The 16282-nt window shown below is 60.8% G+C and carries 14 protein-coding genes; 8 read left to right on the top strand and 6 right to left on the bottom strand.

The window, feature by feature from the left end; translation table 11 throughout:
- Nucleotides 1-60 precede the first annotated feature (60 nt).
- Nucleotides 61-1275 carry a Fic family protein gene (locus ADA16_RS10145; protein ID WP_239659441.1) on the top strand — a complete coding sequence of 405 codons (1215 nt, stop codon included), beginning with the start codon at nt 61-63 and terminating at the stop codon, nt 1273-1275.
- Nucleotides 1276-1289: 14 nt separating this feature from the next.
- Here the strand turns inward: ADA16_RS10145 and ADA16_RS10140 are convergent, their stop codons facing one another.
- Both ADA16_RS10140 and ADA16_RS10135 read right to left on the bottom strand, forming a co-directional pair.
- Complete coding sequence (locus ADA16_RS10140) at nt 1290-1676, bottom strand: Rieske (2Fe-2S) protein (protein WP_048761680.1); 387 nt, start codon at nt 1674-1676, stop codon at nt 1290-1292.
- Nucleotides 1677-1706: 30 nt separating this feature from the next.
- Nucleotides 1707-2429 carry a YggS family pyridoxal phosphate-dependent enzyme gene (locus ADA16_RS10135; protein WP_048731951.1) on the bottom strand — a complete coding sequence of 241 codons (723 nt, stop codon included), beginning with the start codon at nt 2427-2429 and terminating at the stop codon, nt 1707-1709.
- 51 nt (nt 2430-2480) lie between these two features.
- Here ADA16_RS10135 and ADA16_RS10130 point away from each other — a divergent pair, with 51 nt between their 5' ends.
- Complete coding sequence (locus ADA16_RS10130; RefSeq protein WP_048761677.1) at nt 2481-3680, top strand: glycosyltransferase 87 family protein; 1200 nt, start codon at nt 2481-2483, stop codon at nt 3678-3680.
- Here ADA16_RS10130 and ADA16_RS10125 read toward each other — a convergent pair.
- Nucleotides 3677-6094, bottom strand: coding sequence for an ATP-dependent RNA helicase (locus ADA16_RS10125; RefSeq protein WP_048761676.1), 2418 nt, complete (start codon nt 6092-6094; stop codon nt 3677-3679). The genes ADA16_RS10130 and ADA16_RS10125 overlap by 4 nt on opposite strands.
- A gap of 43 nt (nt 6095-6137) precedes the next feature.
- On the opposite strand from ADA16_RS10125, the gene ADA16_RS10120 reads away from it, so the two are divergent.
- The 4 genes from ADA16_RS10120 to ADA16_RS10105 all read left to right on the top strand — a co-directional run bounded on the left by ADA16_RS10120 (nt 6138) and on the right by ADA16_RS10105 (nt 9324).
- The gene (locus tag ADA16_RS10120; RefSeq protein ID WP_048761673.1) at nt 6138-7031 is read left to right on the top strand and encodes a cation diffusion facilitator family transporter; all 894 of its coding nucleotides are present in this window, start codon (nt 6138-6140) and stop codon (nt 7029-7031) included.
- Nucleotides 7032-7197: 166 nt separating this feature from the next.
- Nucleotides 7198-8145 (top strand): alpha/beta fold hydrolase, encoded by a 948-nt coding sequence (locus ADA16_RS10115; RefSeq protein ID WP_048761670.1) that lies wholly within the window; start codon nt 7198-7200, stop codon nt 8143-8145.
- Nucleotides 8146-8157: 12 nt separating this feature from the next.
- A complete protein-coding gene (locus ADA16_RS10110) occupies nt 8158-8658 on the top strand; it encodes a methylated-DNA--[protein]-cysteine S-methyltransferase (protein WP_048761665.1) in 501 nt (166 codons plus the stop codon).
- Nucleotides 8659-8661: 3 nt separating this feature from the next.
- Nucleotides 8662-9324: a nitroreductase family protein gene (locus tag ADA16_RS10105; RefSeq protein WP_048761663.1), complete on the top strand. Its 663-nt coding sequence runs from the start codon at nt 8662-8664 to the stop codon at nt 9322-9324.
- Nucleotides 9325-9341: 17 nt separating this feature from the next.
- Here the strand turns inward: ADA16_RS10105 and ADA16_RS10100 are convergent, their stop codons facing one another.
- Entirely contained in the window at nt 9342-11402 is a 2061-nt protein-coding gene (locus ADA16_RS10100; RefSeq protein ID WP_048761660.1) for an FAD-dependent oxidoreductase, read from the bottom strand.
- Nucleotides 11403-11585: 183 nt separating this feature from the next.
- On the opposite strand from ADA16_RS10100, the gene ADA16_RS10095 reads away from it, so the two are divergent.
- Complete coding sequence (locus ADA16_RS10095; RefSeq protein WP_048761657.1) at nt 11586-12347, top strand: SDR family oxidoreductase; 762 nt, start codon at nt 11586-11588, stop codon at nt 12345-12347.
- Nucleotides 12348-12395: 48 nt separating this feature from the next.
- Nucleotides 12396-13127, top strand: coding sequence for an SDR family oxidoreductase (locus ADA16_RS10090; protein ID WP_048761654.1), 732 nt, complete (start codon nt 12396-12398; stop codon nt 13125-13127).
- An 11-nt stretch (nt 13128-13138) separates the two neighbouring features.
- Here ADA16_RS10090 and ADA16_RS10085 read toward each other — a convergent pair whose 3' ends face one another.
- Together ADA16_RS10085 and ADA16_RS10080 are read right to left on the bottom strand one after the other, a co-directional pair.
- Nucleotides 13139-14836 carry an AMP-binding protein gene (locus tag ADA16_RS10085; protein ID WP_048761652.1) on the bottom strand — a complete coding sequence of 566 codons (1698 nt, stop codon included), beginning with the start codon at nt 14834-14836 and terminating at the stop codon, nt 13139-13141.
- A gap of 537 nt (nt 14837-15373) precedes the next feature.
- On the bottom strand, nt 15374-16228 hold the full coding sequence (locus ADA16_RS10080; protein WP_048761649.1) for an HNH endonuclease family protein: 855 nt from the start codon (nt 16226-16228) through the stop codon (nt 15374-15376).
- Nucleotides 16229-16282 lie beyond the last annotated feature (54 nt).

The raw sequence follows: 16282 nt of genomic DNA, 5'->3' as shown, positions 1-16282 counted from the left end.
GAAAGAGAGGGGGGGGGGAGACTCGTCGTGAAGCACTATCCGCTTAAGAGGATCTTCCACATGTCTGCGAATGAAGCGGAGCAGGCAGTGGAGAGCGAATACCAGTTACGCAAAGACTCCCCGTCGACGATTCAGTGGAACTTTCCGCTGGGGCAGTGGCCGCTCTTTTGCTGCATTACAAGCGATCTCGCAGCCAAGGTTGAAAAGATTCTGTCGTTAGAGCTGCAGATTTCACAGTTGTGGAATCGCCTACCGGGTGCTGCGCGGACGCACTATCTCTTCAATCTTCTCCTGGCCGAGGTGGTAGCCACCAATGAGATTGAGGGAATCCACTCCACACGGCGAGAAGTTGCCGAAGCGTTGGACAACACTTCCGGAACCCAGCACAAGCGGTTCCATGAGTTCAGTCAGCTCTATTTTCGGCTGGCCAATGATGAGCGGATTGAGTTTCCGACAACGCTCACAGGAATCCGGCAGCAATACAATCAACTTCTCGGCGATGAAATTGCCGCCGAGGATGAGTTAGACGGTGAACTCTTTAGAGCATCAACGGTCACAATTACCGATGGGCAACGACAGGTCCACCGCGGTGTTGAGAGTGAAGCTGCTATTCACCAACTTCTCAATGAGTTCCTGGAAACTGTGAATTCCTCAGAGGACAATCGGCTTATCCGACTCTTGGCAAGCCATTTCATGTTCGAATTCGTTCACCCGTTTTATGATGGCAACGGCCGGATGGGACGTTTCCTACTGTCAGTGGCATTGCGGGAGACACTCTCAACCGCCACAGCGCTGACTATTTCTCGTCAACTCGCTGAGGATAAAGCGAAGTATTACAAGGCTTTTACCACTACGGAAGACCCAATGAACCGGGGCGAAGTTACATTCTTCGTCGAGGTGATGGCTGATGTCATTCTGAATGCACAGCAGTATCTGCTGGAAGAGCTGCAGGTGAAGTCCCACCAGTGCGAGAGGCTTGAACGGCGGATAGCGGAGCTAACCAATTCGCCAGAGCAGGAACTGTCTTTGTCGCTGACAGACAACGAAATTGGCACGTTGTTTGTCCTGGCACAGGTTCGGCTGTTCGGACCCGATTATGGAATCAAGCTCGAACACGTCGCAGACACCATCGGTAAGGAAAAGCGGACAGCCCGAAAGTATCTCGCCGAATTAGAGGCGAAAGGGCTGGCAACGCCGACGAGTCGCCGCCCGCTGCGATTCCAGCTGGCACCGGCAGGCGCAGACCTTTTAGGCCTTGACTCCACCGATTACTAATCTGCTTCCGGAGCCTACTTCTGACCCACAATCAGCTCAGTGCCGTTGGCCGATAGCGACGCCTGGCCCGCGGGCTTACGCGACGGGCCAGAAACAACCTGACCAGTAGCAATATCAAAGTGGGAGTTGTGGTTCGGGCAAATCATCACACCATTGCTGACCTCAGTGATGCGACCGTTCTGGTGCGGGCACGAACTGGAGAAAGCGGCGAACTTGCCCTCCTCCGGCTGCGTGACGACGTAATTGCCGATAACCACACCGCCGCCAACCGGAATGTCGGCAGCGGCGACCTTCTCAACTTCAGACTTCGGTGCACAGGCGGCTACGAGTGCGCCAGCTGCAGTGGCGGCAGTTCCCAGGAGGAAACGACGACGGGAGCACGGGGAGACATGAGAACTCATGGCACTGAGATTACCTCTATTTCGCGGCCTCTATTTGCGATACACGCGTTCACCGAAGATCGCGCGTCCCACACGCACGGTGGTCGCCCCCTCAGCGATGGCGTCGCGGTAGTCGCCGGACATGCCCATCGACAGTTCATCGAGGCTGACACCCTCCGGCAAATCACCGAGCAGACTGTCGCGCAGCTGGCGCAGCTCCGCGAAGGTCTCGCGCACATTCGGATCATTCTGGGCCGCGATGGTCATAAACCCGCGCAGACGCAGGTTCGGGTAATCGCCATCGGGCCCGAACATGCGGACAAACTCCGCTGCGTGGCTCGGCGCCAGCCCCGACTTCTGCGGCTCGCGGGAGACATTGACCTGAATCAGCACATCAAGCGTGCGCTCGGCATCAGCCAAGCGGCGCTGCAGCGCCCCGGCCACCTTCGGGCGATCCAGAGCCTGAAACTCATCGGCACAGCTGACCAAGTGGCCGGCCTTATTCGTCTGCAGTGGACCAATGATGGCCATATGTGGTGCCTTCTCGCCGAAAGCTTCCCGGAATGCCTCCGCCTTGGCCACCGCTTCCTGGACGCGGTTTTCCGCCAGGCCAGTGCAGCCGGCTGCCGCGAGCTCCGGCCAGGATTCCACCAGGGCGTCGACAGGCACAGTCTTGCTGACGGGCAACAGGCGGACCTCGGAGGGCTGGCGCCCGGCTCGTCGGCAAGCGTCGTCAATCTCGGAGCGAACCATGCGATAGTTTTCCACGAACATACCTCCCACTCTAAGGCCTGAGTAGGAAGAACAGTGCGGTAGTGTCGAATCATGCTCATGGACAGACTCTCGACGCTTTCCGTTATGCAGCGACGGATTTTAGCAATTGTATTTGGGCTGGTGTCGCTGGTCGTTGTCATCGACTTCATCTATCTTGCGGCAACTGCCTACATGATGGACCTCGAGGTCTTCCAAGACGCCGGCTGGGCTTTACGACGAGACCAGGATCTCTACTCACCAGAGTTTCCCACCAGATCGGGTTTCCGCTTCATCTACCCACCGTTTGCGGCGCTGCTGTTTTACCCGCTGACCTGGGCGGGACCGGTGACCCTGCAGATCATCTGGACGCTTGCCACGATGGCAGCGGTGTGGGCGATGCTGTGGATGGTTTTCACTCGCCTCGGTTCTGAACGCCCGAAGCTGATGGCCACCTGCCTGCTCGGTGTTGTGTTGCTGCTCGACCCGCTGCGCGCCAACGTGCTCTTCGGACAGATTAACGTCTTCCTCGCGCTGCTGGTGGTCTCCGATGTGCTGGGCTTTTTGCCCAAGAAGCTGCGTGGACTCGGCGTGGGTATCGCAGCGGGTATCAAGATCACCCCCGCGGCGTATGCGCTGGTGTTCCTCATGCGCCGTGACTTTGCGGACGTGGCCAAGAGCTTCTGCTGGTTCCTGGCGACCGTCGCTATTGGTTTCGCTGTGCGCTTTGAAGAGTCCATCTACTTCTGGACAGATGAGTTCTTCGCCGGCAACCGCGGTGGCGCCCCAGCCTATGAGGCCAACCAGGCATTCAGCGGTCTGCTCGCCCGCGCCGGGGTGGAGGGCACTGCGCTCGATGTCGGCATTTACGGTTTCTTCCTCTTTGGTGCCATCGCCGCCGCTTTCGTGGCGTGGATCTACCACCGCAATGGCTATGAGGTCGCAGCCCTCGGTTTCGTTGCGCTGGCAGTCAGCTTCGCCGGACCGTACGCGGTCAGCCACCACTGGTCGATTGTCATGGTCTTCGTGCCGCTGGTGCTCTTCGTCCGCGAGATTGGGCACATCGTTGTCGGCACCCTGTTCATGATTGCCAACTGGTGGGCGCCGTACAAGGTCTTCGTGGGCAACGACTTCGGTCACGCCGCGGGCGTGGGGCAGTGGTTCTACGGCAACATGCAGGGAATCATGGGTGGCGTGCTCTTCTTCACCTGCCTGGGCTACGCAATCTACCTCTGGTGCAATCCCAGTCGCGTGCGGGTACAGGCAGTTGCTTAACGACGGCGCTTCGTTCTCGCAGTAGCCTGCTCCTCCCACGGGTTCTCGGGCCATGGGTGCTTGGGGTAGCGGCCCCGCATCTCGGAGCGGACCTGAGCGTAGGCGCCATTCCAGAAACTTTCCAAGTCTCCAGTGACCGCGAGTGGTCGCTGAGCCGGTGACAGCAAGTGCATTGTCACCGGCTTTTCCAATATTTGTGGGGTCTCCGCCAGGCCAAAGCACTCCTGCAACTTCACAGCCAGCACAATCTGCGCCTCTTCGTCCGTGGGGTCCTCCGGGTACTCCAGGCGAATCTTCGAACCGGATGGGACCTCCAGGCGCTCGGGCACCAGCCTGTCGAAGTCCGTGGCCTCCGGCCAGGGCAGCAGACGGCGCAGGTGCTCGGCATCCAATGTGGGTGGGGTCGGACGGTCCAACTCACCAGCGAAAAGGAACTCGGCCTGGGCCGCGAGCCCTGCGGGGGAGACATCCGGCCACGGGTCACCGCGATGTGTGTGGAGAAAGGCCATGCGGCGGCGGAGCTGTTCGGTGTCGCGGTCGAGGTTGGGGATGGCGTCGGCAAGCGCGTTGGCAAGCCAAGCGGAGTTGGCGGCGATGCACTGCTCGGGCGTCGGAGAGACCTGGCGGGAGGAAAGTTCGATGGCGCCGAGCAGGTCGCGCTCGCGGGCGCGAACGCGGCCCTGTTCGACGCGCGCCGTGGTCTCCGTGCGGGCGAGGTGACCCGCGGCGAGCATGGCGATCTCCAGATCGATTGCCTCACCGGCGCGGATTATCGCGCGGCCATGGGAGAGCCGCGAGATGTCGGCGGCCGCAATCCACTCGTGGCCGTGCAGGTCGGAACCGCGTGCCAGCTCCGCTGCGGTGCCGCCGGTGAAGAGGTACTCGTCGGAGTTCGCACTGCGGCGCCGCCCGATGAAATCCGGCCAGGCCAGAGCGGTGACCAGCGCGGGGATGTCCGAGGGCAGCAGGTTGGCGGGTGCTTCAGTTTCGAGCTCAATGCGGCGCACCTGCTTGGCCAGACCGCGGGCATCGGTGAGTTTTTCCACTGCGCGCGCAATCGTGTCGACGTGCTCCGGCATCATGGCTGTGGCGGTCAGTAGCGCGCGTCCCATGCGCGGATGCACCGGCAGGGTAGCCAGGGTGCGGCCTAGCTCCGTGATGTCACCGGTCTCATCAACAGCGCCCAGGCCAGCGAGAATGCGGTTTGCAGCCTCCGCGTGGTGGGGTGGTGGGGCGTCGAGAAGCTTGAGTCCCTGCATCCCCGGTGTGCCCCACGCGGCGGCATCGAGGAGCGCTTGGGTAAGGTCGGCGACCTCGATTTCCGGCGCGGGCCAGGCGGGGAGGGACGCGAACTCCGACTGGGAGATGCAACGCACCACGATGCCCGGGCCCTCACGTCCCGCACGGCCCGCGCGCTGGTTCGCCGAGGACTGAGCGCACGAGCTGGTGACCAGGCCGGAGAAACCGCGTGCGATGTCGAGTCGCGGTCCGCGCGCGAGGCAGGCGTCGACGACGGCGCGCACGCTCGGCACGGTCACGGATGATTCCGCGATTGCGGTGGATACAATCACGCGCCTACCGCCCGCTTGTCGACGGAACACGCGGTCCTGCTCCTCGGAGCTCTGCTGGCCGTGCAGCGTTAGCACTGTCGCATCTGAGGCGTCGGCGATATAGCCTGCGCAGCGTTCCACCTCGCGGATGCCGGGGAGGAAAACCAGGACATCACCGGTGACTTCCTCCACCAGTGTCCTGGCCTGCGCTGCCACGTGCTGCAGGAAATCGTCGGTCACACCGCGTGCATCCAGTCGCTGTGGGAAGGGCGAGTAGCGAATATCCAGCGGGTGGATTGCCGCCTCCGCAGCCACGATGGGAGCCGGGGTGGAGCCGCCGAGCAGGGTCGCGAACTTCGGCGCGTCCACCGTTGCCGACATAGCGACAAGACGCAGGTCATCGCGGATATCCCGCAAGTCGCGCACCATCGCCAGCACTAAATCGGTATCCAAGCCGCGCTCGTGTACCTCATCAATGAGCACCGCGCTGGCGTCCACATCGCCGTCGCGCAGCAGGCGGCGCAGCAGCACTCCGGGAGTGACAAATTCCACGCGGGTGGCGCGGGAAACCTTGGCGTCGCCACGCACCGAGTAGCCAACTTCCGCACCGAGCTTCGTGCCCGACAGCTGCGCCAACCGCCGCGCCGCCGAGCGCACCGCCACGCGCCGGGGAGCCGTGACCACAATGCGGCCGCCCAGGGTGTTGGCCACCGCGGGTGGAACCAGCGTGGTCTTGCCGGTGCCCGGTGGGGCCTGGACTACCACGTCGTGGTCGCGCACGGCGTCGGCAAGCGAAGAAAGCTGCGACGCGAACGGCAGGCCTGCAGAAATGTTCTGCAAATTGAACTGGAAATCGGTGCTCATAGAACTGGTAGTGACTCCGGGAGGGCGAGTAAAGTGCCTGCATATGCAGGATTTATCTCGTTTTGGTTGGCTTTCAGTGGGGGCGGCGGTCGTCACCATCGCGCTGAAGTTTTGGGGCTACGCTCTGACTGGATCGGTGGGCCTGCTTTCCGACGCGACGGAGTCGATTGTCAATCTGGTTGCGGCAATTGTCGCAATTATTGTGCTCAAGGTTATCGCGCGACCTGCAGACCGCGACCATGAGTTCGGCCATTCCAAGGCGGAGTACTTCTCGGCTGGGCTGGAAGGTGCCATGATTTTCGTGGCGGCGGCGGCCATTATTTATGTCTCTATCGAGCGTTTGGTGAACCCGCAGCCGATTGAGCAAATTGGCCTGGGCCTCATCGTGACCGTAATTGCTTCGGTGATTAATGGTGTCGTGGCACTGATTCTGATGAGGGCGGGGCGCCAGCACAACTCCCTGGCGCTGACCGCCGACGGCAAGCATCTGATGACCGATGTGTGGACCTCCGTCGGCGTGCTTGCTGGCGTGGCGCTGGTGTGGATTACCGGCCTGTGGTGGCTCGACCCGCTGATCGCGCTGGCCGTGGCGGTAAACATCCTGGTCACCGGCTACAAGCTGTTGCGTGATTCCGGCGGCGGCCTGATGGATAAGGCCATGGAGGGCGAGGACCGCGAGGCAGTGGACGAGATTCTGGCTTCGCACCGCGACCGGAGCCGGGGTATCGACGTCCACGAGATCCGCACTCGCGTGTCGGGGCATCAGCAGTTCATTGAGTTCCATGTGCTGGTGCCGGGCGCGTGGAGCGTGGAGCACGGTCACGATGTGCTCACCGCGATGGAGGATGAGCTGCGGGAGCGCTTCCCAGGTGTGCATATCTCCTCGCATTTGGAGCCAATTGAGGATGAACGCGCCTATGGGGATGTGCAGTTGTAACGCGCGCGAGGCTGCTCGATAGAACGCTCGGTAGGGGAGCAAATGACTCAGCAGTACCCAAAGTGAGCTAAATTCCACGAAAGTGCTGAAAGTGATGCGTCTTACACTTTAAGATTGTGTATACAAAATCATGCACTGTTTAAGTCCACTCGAAGGAACTGCATAAATGACCTCCGAAGCCTCAACTACTCCCACAGGAAATATCGGTTTTTCCGCGAAGAGCCCAAAGTTGCCGGAGCCGTGCCCTCGCCAGGACATCATTATTCCGGCTAATGACCGCGTCCTGCTGCGCGGAACCATGTTCCGTCCGAAGGAGAACCCGGAGAACATTTCGAACGGCATCATCACCGTTCACTCCGGTACTGGTGTGCCGCAGGGTTTCTACCACCGTTTCGCTGAGACCGTGGCAGAAAAGGGCTACGGCGTCATCACCTATGACTACCGCGGAATTGGCCAGTCCGCTCTGAAGACTGACCTGAACAATGAAGACATCCGTATGTCGGACTGGATCACCAAGGACATTCCGGGTGTGATCGAGTGGGCCAAGGAGACCTACCCGGACATGCCGCACTTCGCTGTCGGCCACGCGGTTGGTGGTCACGGCATCGCCTACGCCGGCTCCGAGGGCACCTACGATGCAGCTGCGCTGGTCAACTGCCGCGGTATGCGCATTTCCAAGGTGCCGTCCGTGGCGGGCAAGGTCCGCGCATTCTTCACCTTCAACATCCTCGGCCCAATCAGCGGTTTCATCACCGGTCACATCCCGGCATCGGCATGGCGTCTGGCAGTGGAGCCGCCGAACGGTGTCATGCGTCAGTGGGCTCGCTGGGCTCGTAAGGAAGGCTACTTCTTCGACGACTCCGAGTTCGACTTCGCTAACCGCTTCTCCAAGGCTACGCAGCCGTTCCTGTCCATCCGCGTTCCGGATGACTATTGGACTGAGGAGTCCTCGGCAGACCTAATCACCAATGTGATGAGCTCTGCTGAAAAGATTGAAAAGCGCCAGGCTCAGCCGGCTGGTGGCAAGGGCGTAGGCTACGGTGGGTACTTCCGCTCCGGTCACGAGAAGGAGTGGGACGAGCTGCTGGACTGGTTCCAGGCCAACAAGGGCTAAGTAGGAGGTTTCATGGCGATTGCCCAGGTGGAGACGCCTTTTGGCGCGCTTGGAATCGCCACCTCCGTCCGCGGGGTCGTCGAAGTCAATCTGTTAGGCCCCGTGCTTGACGACGACCCCAGCGCCGCCGACCCCGAAGCGCAGGCGGTGGCGGAACTGGCCGCGCAGCAGTTCCGCGAGTACTTTGCCGGGCAGCGCCGTGAGTTCGCGCTGCCGCTGGACTGCGACTTATTCACCCAGGATTCTTTCCGCGCTCGTGCTCTGACCGCACTGCGCGATGTACCGTATGGCCAGGTCGTAACCTACGGCGAGCTCGCCGAGATGGCCGGTTCTCCCCGTGCCGCTAGAGCCGCCGGGTCGGCCTGTGCCACCAATCCACTGGGTATTCTGATTCCCTGTCACCGCGTGGTTCCCGCCAGCGGGGGAGCGGGGTCCTTCGGATCCTATGCCGGTGGCCGCGAAATGAAGCGCTGGCTACTCGAACTCGAAGGTTGGCGAACCGCTAATCTCTAATGCATGACTTCGCATTCTCCGCGCGACCAGTTCGCCACCGAATTTGAGAACATCATCCGCAACCGCCGTGCCACGCGCGTCTACGCTGACGAGCCGCTTGACGACGCCGACGTGCGCCGCCTCCTCGAGCTATCCCTGGAAGCTCCCAGCGCTTTTAACATTCAGTCCCGCGCAATCGTGCGTATCGAGGACCCTGAGGTGCGTCAGAAGGTAGTGGAAGCTGCAGGTGGCCAGCAGCAGGTTGCCAACGCACCGCTGCTGCTGGCCTTCATTGGTGAGCCAACCGGCTGGAAGCGCGGTATTCCGCGTCTGGTCGAGGCCAACAAGGCCGCTGGCCTGTGGGATGAGGTTGCCGCCGCCGAGCGGGAGGCCACGATGATCTCCTTCCACGAGGCCCGCGAGGAAAAGGGCCTCTCCCGCGAGTTCGCAATCCGCGACGCCATGATTGCGGCCTCCTTCGCCATGGTCACCGCCAGTGCCTTTGGTTGGGCCAGCTCTCCGATGACAGGCTTTAGCGAGCAGGGGGTCAAGGAAGCTATCGGTGCCGGTGACACCGATGTGGCGGTGGCGCTGCTGTTGGCCATTGGTGCCCCGGGCGAGTTTCCGGCTCACCCGGGCCGCTTCGAGTTCGAGCAGCGCGCCTACACCGACCGCTACGAGGCGTAGACTTACAGTGCTAGGACTTACAGCGCTAGCGCGACCTCGACAGCCTGGCGGATGGCACGCTTTGCGTCCAGCTCAGCGGCCACGTCTGCGCCACCGATAATGGTGACATTGGAGTTATCACCGGTGACGCTCTCGCGGTCCTTACCGCCCAGGCAGTCCAGATTGGATACCTGACCAGTACAGACAATCACGTTGTCAACCGCGATAACCTGTGGCTTTTCATCGATGGTGATGTGCAGGCCATCGTCATCAATGCGGTTGTAGGTTACACCGGTGTACTGCTTAACACCGGCCTTCTTGATTTCCGCACGGTGAACCCAGCCAGTGGTCTTGCCAAGACCCTTACCGATGCGGGAGGTCTTGCGCTGCAGCAGGTGTACCTCGCGCTCAACCTCAAACTCCTCAGCCGCGCCGGAGACCGTGCCCGGCTTAGTCAGGCCCGCGCGGAACTCCGCCGGGTCACCGACGCCCCAGGCATCCTTCCAGGCCTCGATGGTCTGGTTCGGCTTGCGAGTAAGGTACTCACATACGTCCACACCGATACCACCAGCACCGATGACGGCCACCTTGTTGCCGGCCTGCTTCGCACCCGAGAGCAGCTCGTCGTAACGGATGACCTTCTCGTGGTCGATACCGTCAATGCCCGGGATACGTGGGGTGACACCCGTGGCCACAATTACGTGGTCGAACTTGGTCTTGAGCTCGTCGACGTCGGCACGCGTGTTCAGGTGAACCGGAACTTCGAGCACCTCCAGGCGGCGGGAGAAGTACCTCAGCGTCTCGCCGTAGTCCTCCTTGCCCGGGATTTGTGCGGCGAGGTTGAACTGGCCACCAATCTGGTCGGCGGCCTCGAAAATCTCCGGGTGGTGACCGCGCTGAGCTGCGGCCTCCGCGAAGGCGAGACCAGCCACACCAGCGCCGATGACGGCGACGCGCTTGGCCTTGTCCTTCGCAACCGGCACGGAAACCAGCTCGGTTTCGTAGGCTGCCTTCGGGTTGACCAAACAGGTGGAGCGCTTGGCCGCGAAGGTGTGGTCCAGACAAGCCTGGTTACAGGCGATACAGGTGTTGATTTGGTCAGCTCGGCCATCGCCGGCCTTGATGGCGAAGTCCGGGTCAGCCAGCAGCGGGCGGGCCATGGAAATCAGGTCCGCGTTGCCGTCAGCGAGGATCTTCTCCGCAACCTCGGGGCGATTAATTCGGTTGGAGGCTGCCACCGGGACGTCGACAAGCGAACGGAGACGACCCGTCAGATCTGTGAATGCGGCGCGCGGCACGGACGTGACAATGGTGGGAACGCGTGCTTCGTGCCAGCCGATACCGGTGTTGAAGACATCGACGCCAGCTTCGACCAGACGCTGTGCGAGCTCGGTGGTCTCGGACCAGGTCTGGCCGTCTTCCACCAGGTCAAGCAGCGAAATGCGGTACTGAAGCAGGAAGTCTTCACCCACTTCGGCGCGAATGCGGCGGACAATTTCGATGGGCAGACGCATGCGAGCCTCGGCGCTGCCACCCCAGTTGTCCGAGCGGTGGTTAGTGCGCTCGGCCAGGAACTGGTTGAGCAGGTACCCCTCAGACCCCATAATCTCGATGCCGTCGTAGCCGGCACGCTTCGCGAGCTTCGCAGCGCGGACATAAGCGCGGATGGTGCGCGAGACATCAAAACCGGTGAGGCGGTGAGCCTTAAACGGGCTAATTGGCGACTGGCCGGTGTCAGCGGAGCGAGCCAGCGGGCTGTAACCGTAACGACCGGCGTGCAGAACCTGCAGCACAATGTGGCTGCCGTGGGAGTGCACGAGGTCAGTAACGCGGCGGTGATTGTCCGCCATACGCTTCGACGCCATCATCGAACCGGCTGGAGTCAGCCAGCCTTCGATGTTGGGAGCATAACCGCCGGTGACGATGAGTCCCACGCCACCTTCGGCGCGACGCCCCAGGTAGGCGGCCAGCTTGGGAATGTCACGGGTGCGGTCTTCCAGGCCGGAGTGCATTGACCCCATGATGATGCGATTGCGCAGAGTTAGAGGACCGACATCGAGAGGAGAGAGAAGATGTGGGAAGTGAGGCTGGTCAGACATGAAACCAGTATCGCGGTTTTGGTGGCGGCGTATGGGGTGAATCGGAAAAATTCCTGAACAGTTTTATCTAGGTTTCACGTGGAACATCAGGTGTGAAGCATCCGCAGTCTTCAGCACGAGAGCGCGGCATATGACTACAGTCGGGAATATCAGTAGACGCATGCAGCAAGGAGATGAGCCCCCATGACCTCTGAAACTTCAACCAATGGCCAGAAAGTAGCTGTTGTTACCGGTGCTTCCTCCGGTATTGGTGCGGCCACTGCGAAGCAGTTCGCAGCCGAAGGTTTTCGCGTTGTGCTGGGAGCCCGCCGCGAGGACAAGCTCGAGGCGGTCGCGGAGGAGATCCGCGCTGCCGGTGGTGAAGCGACGGTCTACAAGGTCGATGTCACCTCCGATGAGGATGTGGCGGCGCTGGCTAAGGCCGAACCACGCGTTGACGTGCTGGTTAACAACGCCGGTGGCGCCTGGGGCATGGAGTCGGTCGAGGGCGCTGTCGAGGAAAAGTGGCGCTGGATGTACGACGTCAACGTGCTGGGAACGCTGCGTGTTACCCGCGCGCTGTTGCCTGCACTGAAGACCACTAGCGGCATTGTGCTCACCGTTGGCTCGATCGCGGGCCGTCAGGTCTACACCGGTGGTGCCGGCTACAACGCAGCCAAGCACGCGGAGCGCGCCCTGGTGGAAGTCCTGCGCCAGGAGGTTGCCGCCGACGGCGTGCGCGTCACCGAAATCGACCCGGGTCGCGTCCACACTGACTTCTCACTTGTGCGTTTCGACGGCGACGAGACCAAGGCCGCAGCGGTCTACGACGGCGTTGAGTCGCTGACCGCCGACGATATTGCCGACATCATTGTGTTTGCAGCCACCCGTCCGAACCACGTCAACATCGACTTCCTGCAGGTCACCCCCATCGACCAGGTGGGCGGGGCCAAGCCGAAGAAGTAAGCCCAAAACCAAAGTCAAGTACATACCGACTAAATAAAGGAGCCGTGCATGAGCATCGATATTGCCGCTGATACCAAGATTGCCCTGGTCACGGGCGCAAGCCGTGGTATCGGCCTGGCGGTTGCCAAGGATCTCTCCCGTGATCACCACGTCATTGTGGGCGCTACCAGTGCTGAGTCTGCCGAGAAGGTGGCGTCGCAGTTGCCGTCGGCAAGCGTATTCGTTGCTGACCTGGGTGATGCCGACGCCGTGAACGCGGAAGTGGCGAAGTTGCTGGAGACGCTCGGTGAGCGCGGGCTAGATGTGCTGGTGCACTCGGCGGGTGTGTACGTCGATGGGGATGTGGCGGATGTTTCGCGTGCGGACTGGTCGCGGATTATGGACATCAACGTCGTCGCCGTCGCCGACCTGACTCGCCAGCTGTTGCCGGCGCTACGCAAGGCGGAGGGCACGTTGGTGACCATCAACTCGGGCTCCGGGTTCCGCGCGTCAGCTGGTACTTCGCCGTACGCAGCGTCGAAGTTCGCGCTGCGTGCCTTCACCGATGCGCTGCGCGAGGAAGAACGCGGCGCAGTGCGTGTCAGCTCCGTGCACCCCGGGCGCGTCGATACCGATATGCAGGTGCAGCTGCAGTCGAATTGGCACCGCGATGATGCGGATTGGCGTTACGACGGCACGAAGTACATGCGACCGGAATCGATCGCAGCCGCAGTACGTCTGGCCGTTGATGCCGGTGCGGACGCAAACGTGGATGAAATCCAGGTGCGCCCGCGGGCCTAACTGCGAGCTTCTTACTGAGCGTCCAGGTTCAGGCGCTCGTGCATGGCCTTGACCTCGCGCGGGACAACCTTGCCGATAGCGTTGCGCGGCAGGGAGTCGACGAAGAAGACACGATCCGGAGTGGAGTGCTCTGCCAGAGTTTCGCGGACGTACTCGCGCAGCATCTCCTCGCTGAGATTCCTACCTGCCTCAGTTTCCTCGCGGACAACGTAGAGGAACAGGTCAGCGAAAATCTCGTCGTTCTCGTTGGAGCCGTGGCAGTAGACGTCGGCAATGCCCGGCACTGGGCCGAGGATTTCTTCGACCTCGCGCGGGAAGATGTTCTCGCCACCCTTAATCACCATGTCGTCGGAGCGGCCGCAGATGTACAGGTAACCGTCCTGGTCGATACGACCGAGGTCACCAATCTGGAACAGACCATCGACGGTGGTGAACTTGTCCTTCTTGTTCAGGTAACCGATGAAGGAGAGCTCCTGAGCGGTGTGGATCATGCCGACCTCACCCGGCTCGACATCCTTGCCGTCGTCATCCAGGATGCGAACCTTGGCGCCAATTGCCGGTCGACCTGCGGAATCCGGGCGGGCTGCGAGGTCAGCACCAGATGCGATGGAGCACAGACCGGCCTCGGTGGAGCCGTAGAAGTTACAGATAACCGGACCGAAGCGGTGAGTCAGCGCGGATACGAGCCAACCTGGGATGGCGTTACCAGAGGAAACGATGAAGCTGAACGGGCCAATCTTGCGGTTCGGCTCCTCATCCAGAACGTCCTTGATCTGGCGCAGGAAGAAGGCTGCGGAAATCATGCCGTTACAGCCGTACTGTTCACACTGGTCGACAGCCTTCTTCGGGTCGAAGACGCGCATGGTGACAATGGTCGAGCCAGTAGCCAGACCAATCAGCACATTTGCCCAGCCCCAGGCGTGGAACATGGATGCAGATTGGTGAATGACCATGTTGCGGCGCCACGGGATGCGCTCGGCAATTGCGCCCACAGTTGCTGGCGTCTTTGGCTCATTGCGCAGGACACCCTTCGGGATACCGGTGGTACCGGAGGACATAATGATGATGCGTCCCTGCTCTGGCTTCGGATCGAACTTGGTGTTCGACGTACGACCTTCTTCGATGAGGTCTTCCATGAACACGAAGTTCTTGCGCGCGATCTTGCGGGTCTCCGGCTTGGTGACGGAAGTGATAACGACGGTGACATCGTCCAGGTCTTCCGGAAGGTTGCCCAGGAACTCGTCATCGACGAAGAGGAACTTGGCCTTGTTCTGGTCAATGACACCGCGAATCTGAGTCGGGCCGGAGCCGATGTTCATCAGCATAATTTCGGAGCCGATGAATCCCTTGATAGCCATTGGCAGAATAATGCCGCGGCCGTTACGTGCGATAACGCCGAAGCTGGACTTCTGGGTCATGCCACGGTCCATCAAGGCGCGAGCCAGTGCGTGGGAGTTGTCCAGCAGCTGGGAGTAGGTCAGCTCGCCGTCATCATCGACAAGGGCAATGCGGTCTGGGTAGCGCAGCGCCCCCATGGAAATCAGGCTGGCGGCGGAAAACTTCAAGCGACGCAGGTAGTCGAGCATCTTCGGTGCCGTCTTCGGGGTCATATGCAGGGCGCCGGTACGCAGGAGTGGCGCAACCGACTGGGCAAGAGCCTTGATTTGGAGCCCAAGTGGTACTTGCGGAGCCTTCATTTCAGCTGCCATGAGTGAGAATCCTCCAAGATGATGGACAAGCGATTAATAGCGCCAAGCGACTCTTCAGTCACATTGACACCACCAGTCACGATAGTGTGATTTTGTAACAACCAGACTTTAACAAACCCGTGCCGCGACAAAAAGTAGTTTCGGCGAAGAAAAGTAGAAATATGCAGTTGGTGTGCGCAGCGCTTTACGGCGGACACCTTCTTGCGTGTGAATTCGAGGATACAGCGTTATCAAACAGTTACGAACCCCTCAAAAGGGACGATTATAACGAAATGATAACACTGCAGTAACAAAATCAATTTCGGTATTGACGTCTTTGGCACTGTATGGCCCAGGGAATCTCAACTGGCTTGTTTGAGGGGCGGGCAGTGAGTGAATAGCGGTCGCCCCCAGAAATTAGGGGGCTAAGAATCCTCTAGAAACAGAGGATTGTTCGCGACTGCGAGGGGTGGGTTACGAGCACGTAGCTAAATAGGCGACATGTTCGTTCGCTCGAGCCTAGAGGTGTGGCACTGGCGAGCGCTGGGAGGGGTTGCCCTAATTCGGGGTTAGGGCAGCCAATGCTGGCTCGTCCGCTGGTGTGCAGGTGGAGAGCCAGCGGTTCATGGCTTCGTGCTCCGACTCGGTGACCCACAGGTTGTATTTGTGCTTTACCGCCACCTGGCGAGCGGCATACTGGCAGCGAAATGGCTTGTTGGCGGGTACCCAGGATGCGGCATCGCTATCCCGCTTTTGCTGATTAGCTGAACCGTCGACAGCCAAGAGGTTGATAGGATCATTGGCAAAGTCCTGCCGGACTTCGGGTGAGAGTTGCTGTGCGCCCTTTTGCCAGGCGTCGCTCAAAGCCACGACGTGGTCAATTTGGACGGCGGAAGAAGTGTCGCGGCCACGTTGGAACTCGATCACCGTGCCGGTGTAGGGGTCGAGTAATTGCCCTGAAAGGACGACGCAATCGCGAGTATTTGGTTTGTACTCCTTATTAATAAGGTCACGATTCAAAATGTCGTTCCGGGTGTCGCATCCATTGTGTCCAAACTCTGCAGAGACATCATCACTCCAACGCTGCCCAAATTGGTCGCGTGTGTAGCCGGTTTTCGGCGCACGTCCTTTTATCTCCAGTTGATTGAGGGCGCTACGGATGCCGTCGGTAGGCGATGCGGCGGGCGCAGGGATGTCGGGGGCGTCGGGGGCCTCGGGAGCCTCAGGGGCGAGGGATGCCTCAGGTGCGGGTTCCGCTGGCTCGGGCGTAAATGCGGGTGCCGGTGCGGGGCTGTGCGACTGGCTCTCTGGGGTCGGGGCTGTGGGAGCTGCGCAGCCGCTGAGGATTGCCACTGCGCCGACGAGGAGGGCGATGCCCTGCAGTGGTGAGCGGAGACGACGGTTGGCGAGCATGGATTAACCATAGCGGTGAGAGCGGATTAGGTATGTGCGGGATTCGGCAAGGAA

Origin of the sequence: Corynebacterium vitaeruminis, assembly GCF_001054325.1 — a bacterium.
Lineage (GTDB): Bacteria > Actinomycetota > Actinomycetes > Mycobacteriales > Mycobacteriaceae > Corynebacterium > Corynebacterium vitaeruminis_A.
This window is presented reverse-complemented; position numbering and strand designations above follow the sequence as displayed.

Excerpts from the sequence above, each read along its gene's own strand:
- ADA16_RS10115 (WP_048761670.1), top strand. The coding sequence starts at position 7,198 with ATGACCTCCGAAGCCTCAACTACTCCCACAGGAAATATCGGTTTTTCC.
- ADA16_RS10130 (WP_048761677.1), top strand. The coding sequence starts at position 2,481 with ATGCTCATGGACAGACTCTCGACGCTTTCCGTTATGCAGCGACGGATT.
- ADA16_RS10145 (WP_239659441.1), top strand. The coding sequence starts at position 61 with ATGTCTGCGAATGAAGCGGAGCAGGCAGTGGAGAGCGAATACCAGTTA.
- ADA16_RS10125 (WP_048761676.1), bottom strand. The coding sequence starts at position 6,094 with ATGAGCACCGATTTCCAGTTCAATTTGCAGAACATTTCTGCAGGCCTG.
- ADA16_RS10105 (WP_048761663.1), top strand. The coding sequence starts at position 8,662 with ATGACTTCGCATTCTCCGCGCGACCAGTTCGCCACCGAATTTGAGAAC.
- ADA16_RS10095 (WP_048761657.1), top strand. The coding sequence starts at position 11,586 with ATGACCTCTGAAACTTCAACCAATGGCCAGAAAGTAGCTGTTGTTACC.
- ADA16_RS10080 (WP_048761649.1), bottom strand. The coding sequence starts at position 16,228 with ATGCTCGCCAACCGTCGTCTCCGCTCACCACTGCAGGGCATCGCCCTC.
- ADA16_RS10140 (WP_048761680.1), bottom strand. The coding sequence starts at position 1,676 with ATGAGTTCTCATGTCTCCCCGTGCTCCCGTCGTCGTTTCCTCCTGGGA.
- ADA16_RS10090 (WP_048761654.1), top strand. The coding sequence starts at position 12,396 with ATGAGCATCGATATTGCCGCTGATACCAAGATTGCCCTGGTCACGGGC.
- ADA16_RS10135 (WP_048731951.1), bottom strand. The coding sequence starts at position 2,429 with ATGTTCGTGGAAAACTATCGCATGGTTCGCTCCGAGATTGACGACGCT.
- ADA16_RS10110 (WP_048761665.1), top strand. The coding sequence starts at position 8,158 with ATGGCGATTGCCCAGGTGGAGACGCCTTTTGGCGCGCTTGGAATCGCC.
- ADA16_RS10120 (WP_048761673.1), top strand. The coding sequence starts at position 6,138 with ATGCAGGATTTATCTCGTTTTGGTTGGCTTTCAGTGGGGGCGGCGGTC.
- ADA16_RS10100 (WP_048761660.1), bottom strand. The coding sequence starts at position 11,402 with ATGTCTGACCAGCCTCACTTCCCACATCTTCTCTCTCCTCTCGATGTC.
- ADA16_RS10085 (WP_048761652.1), bottom strand. The coding sequence starts at position 14,836 with ATGGCAGCTGAAATGAAGGCTCCGCAAGTACCACTTGGGCTCCAAATC.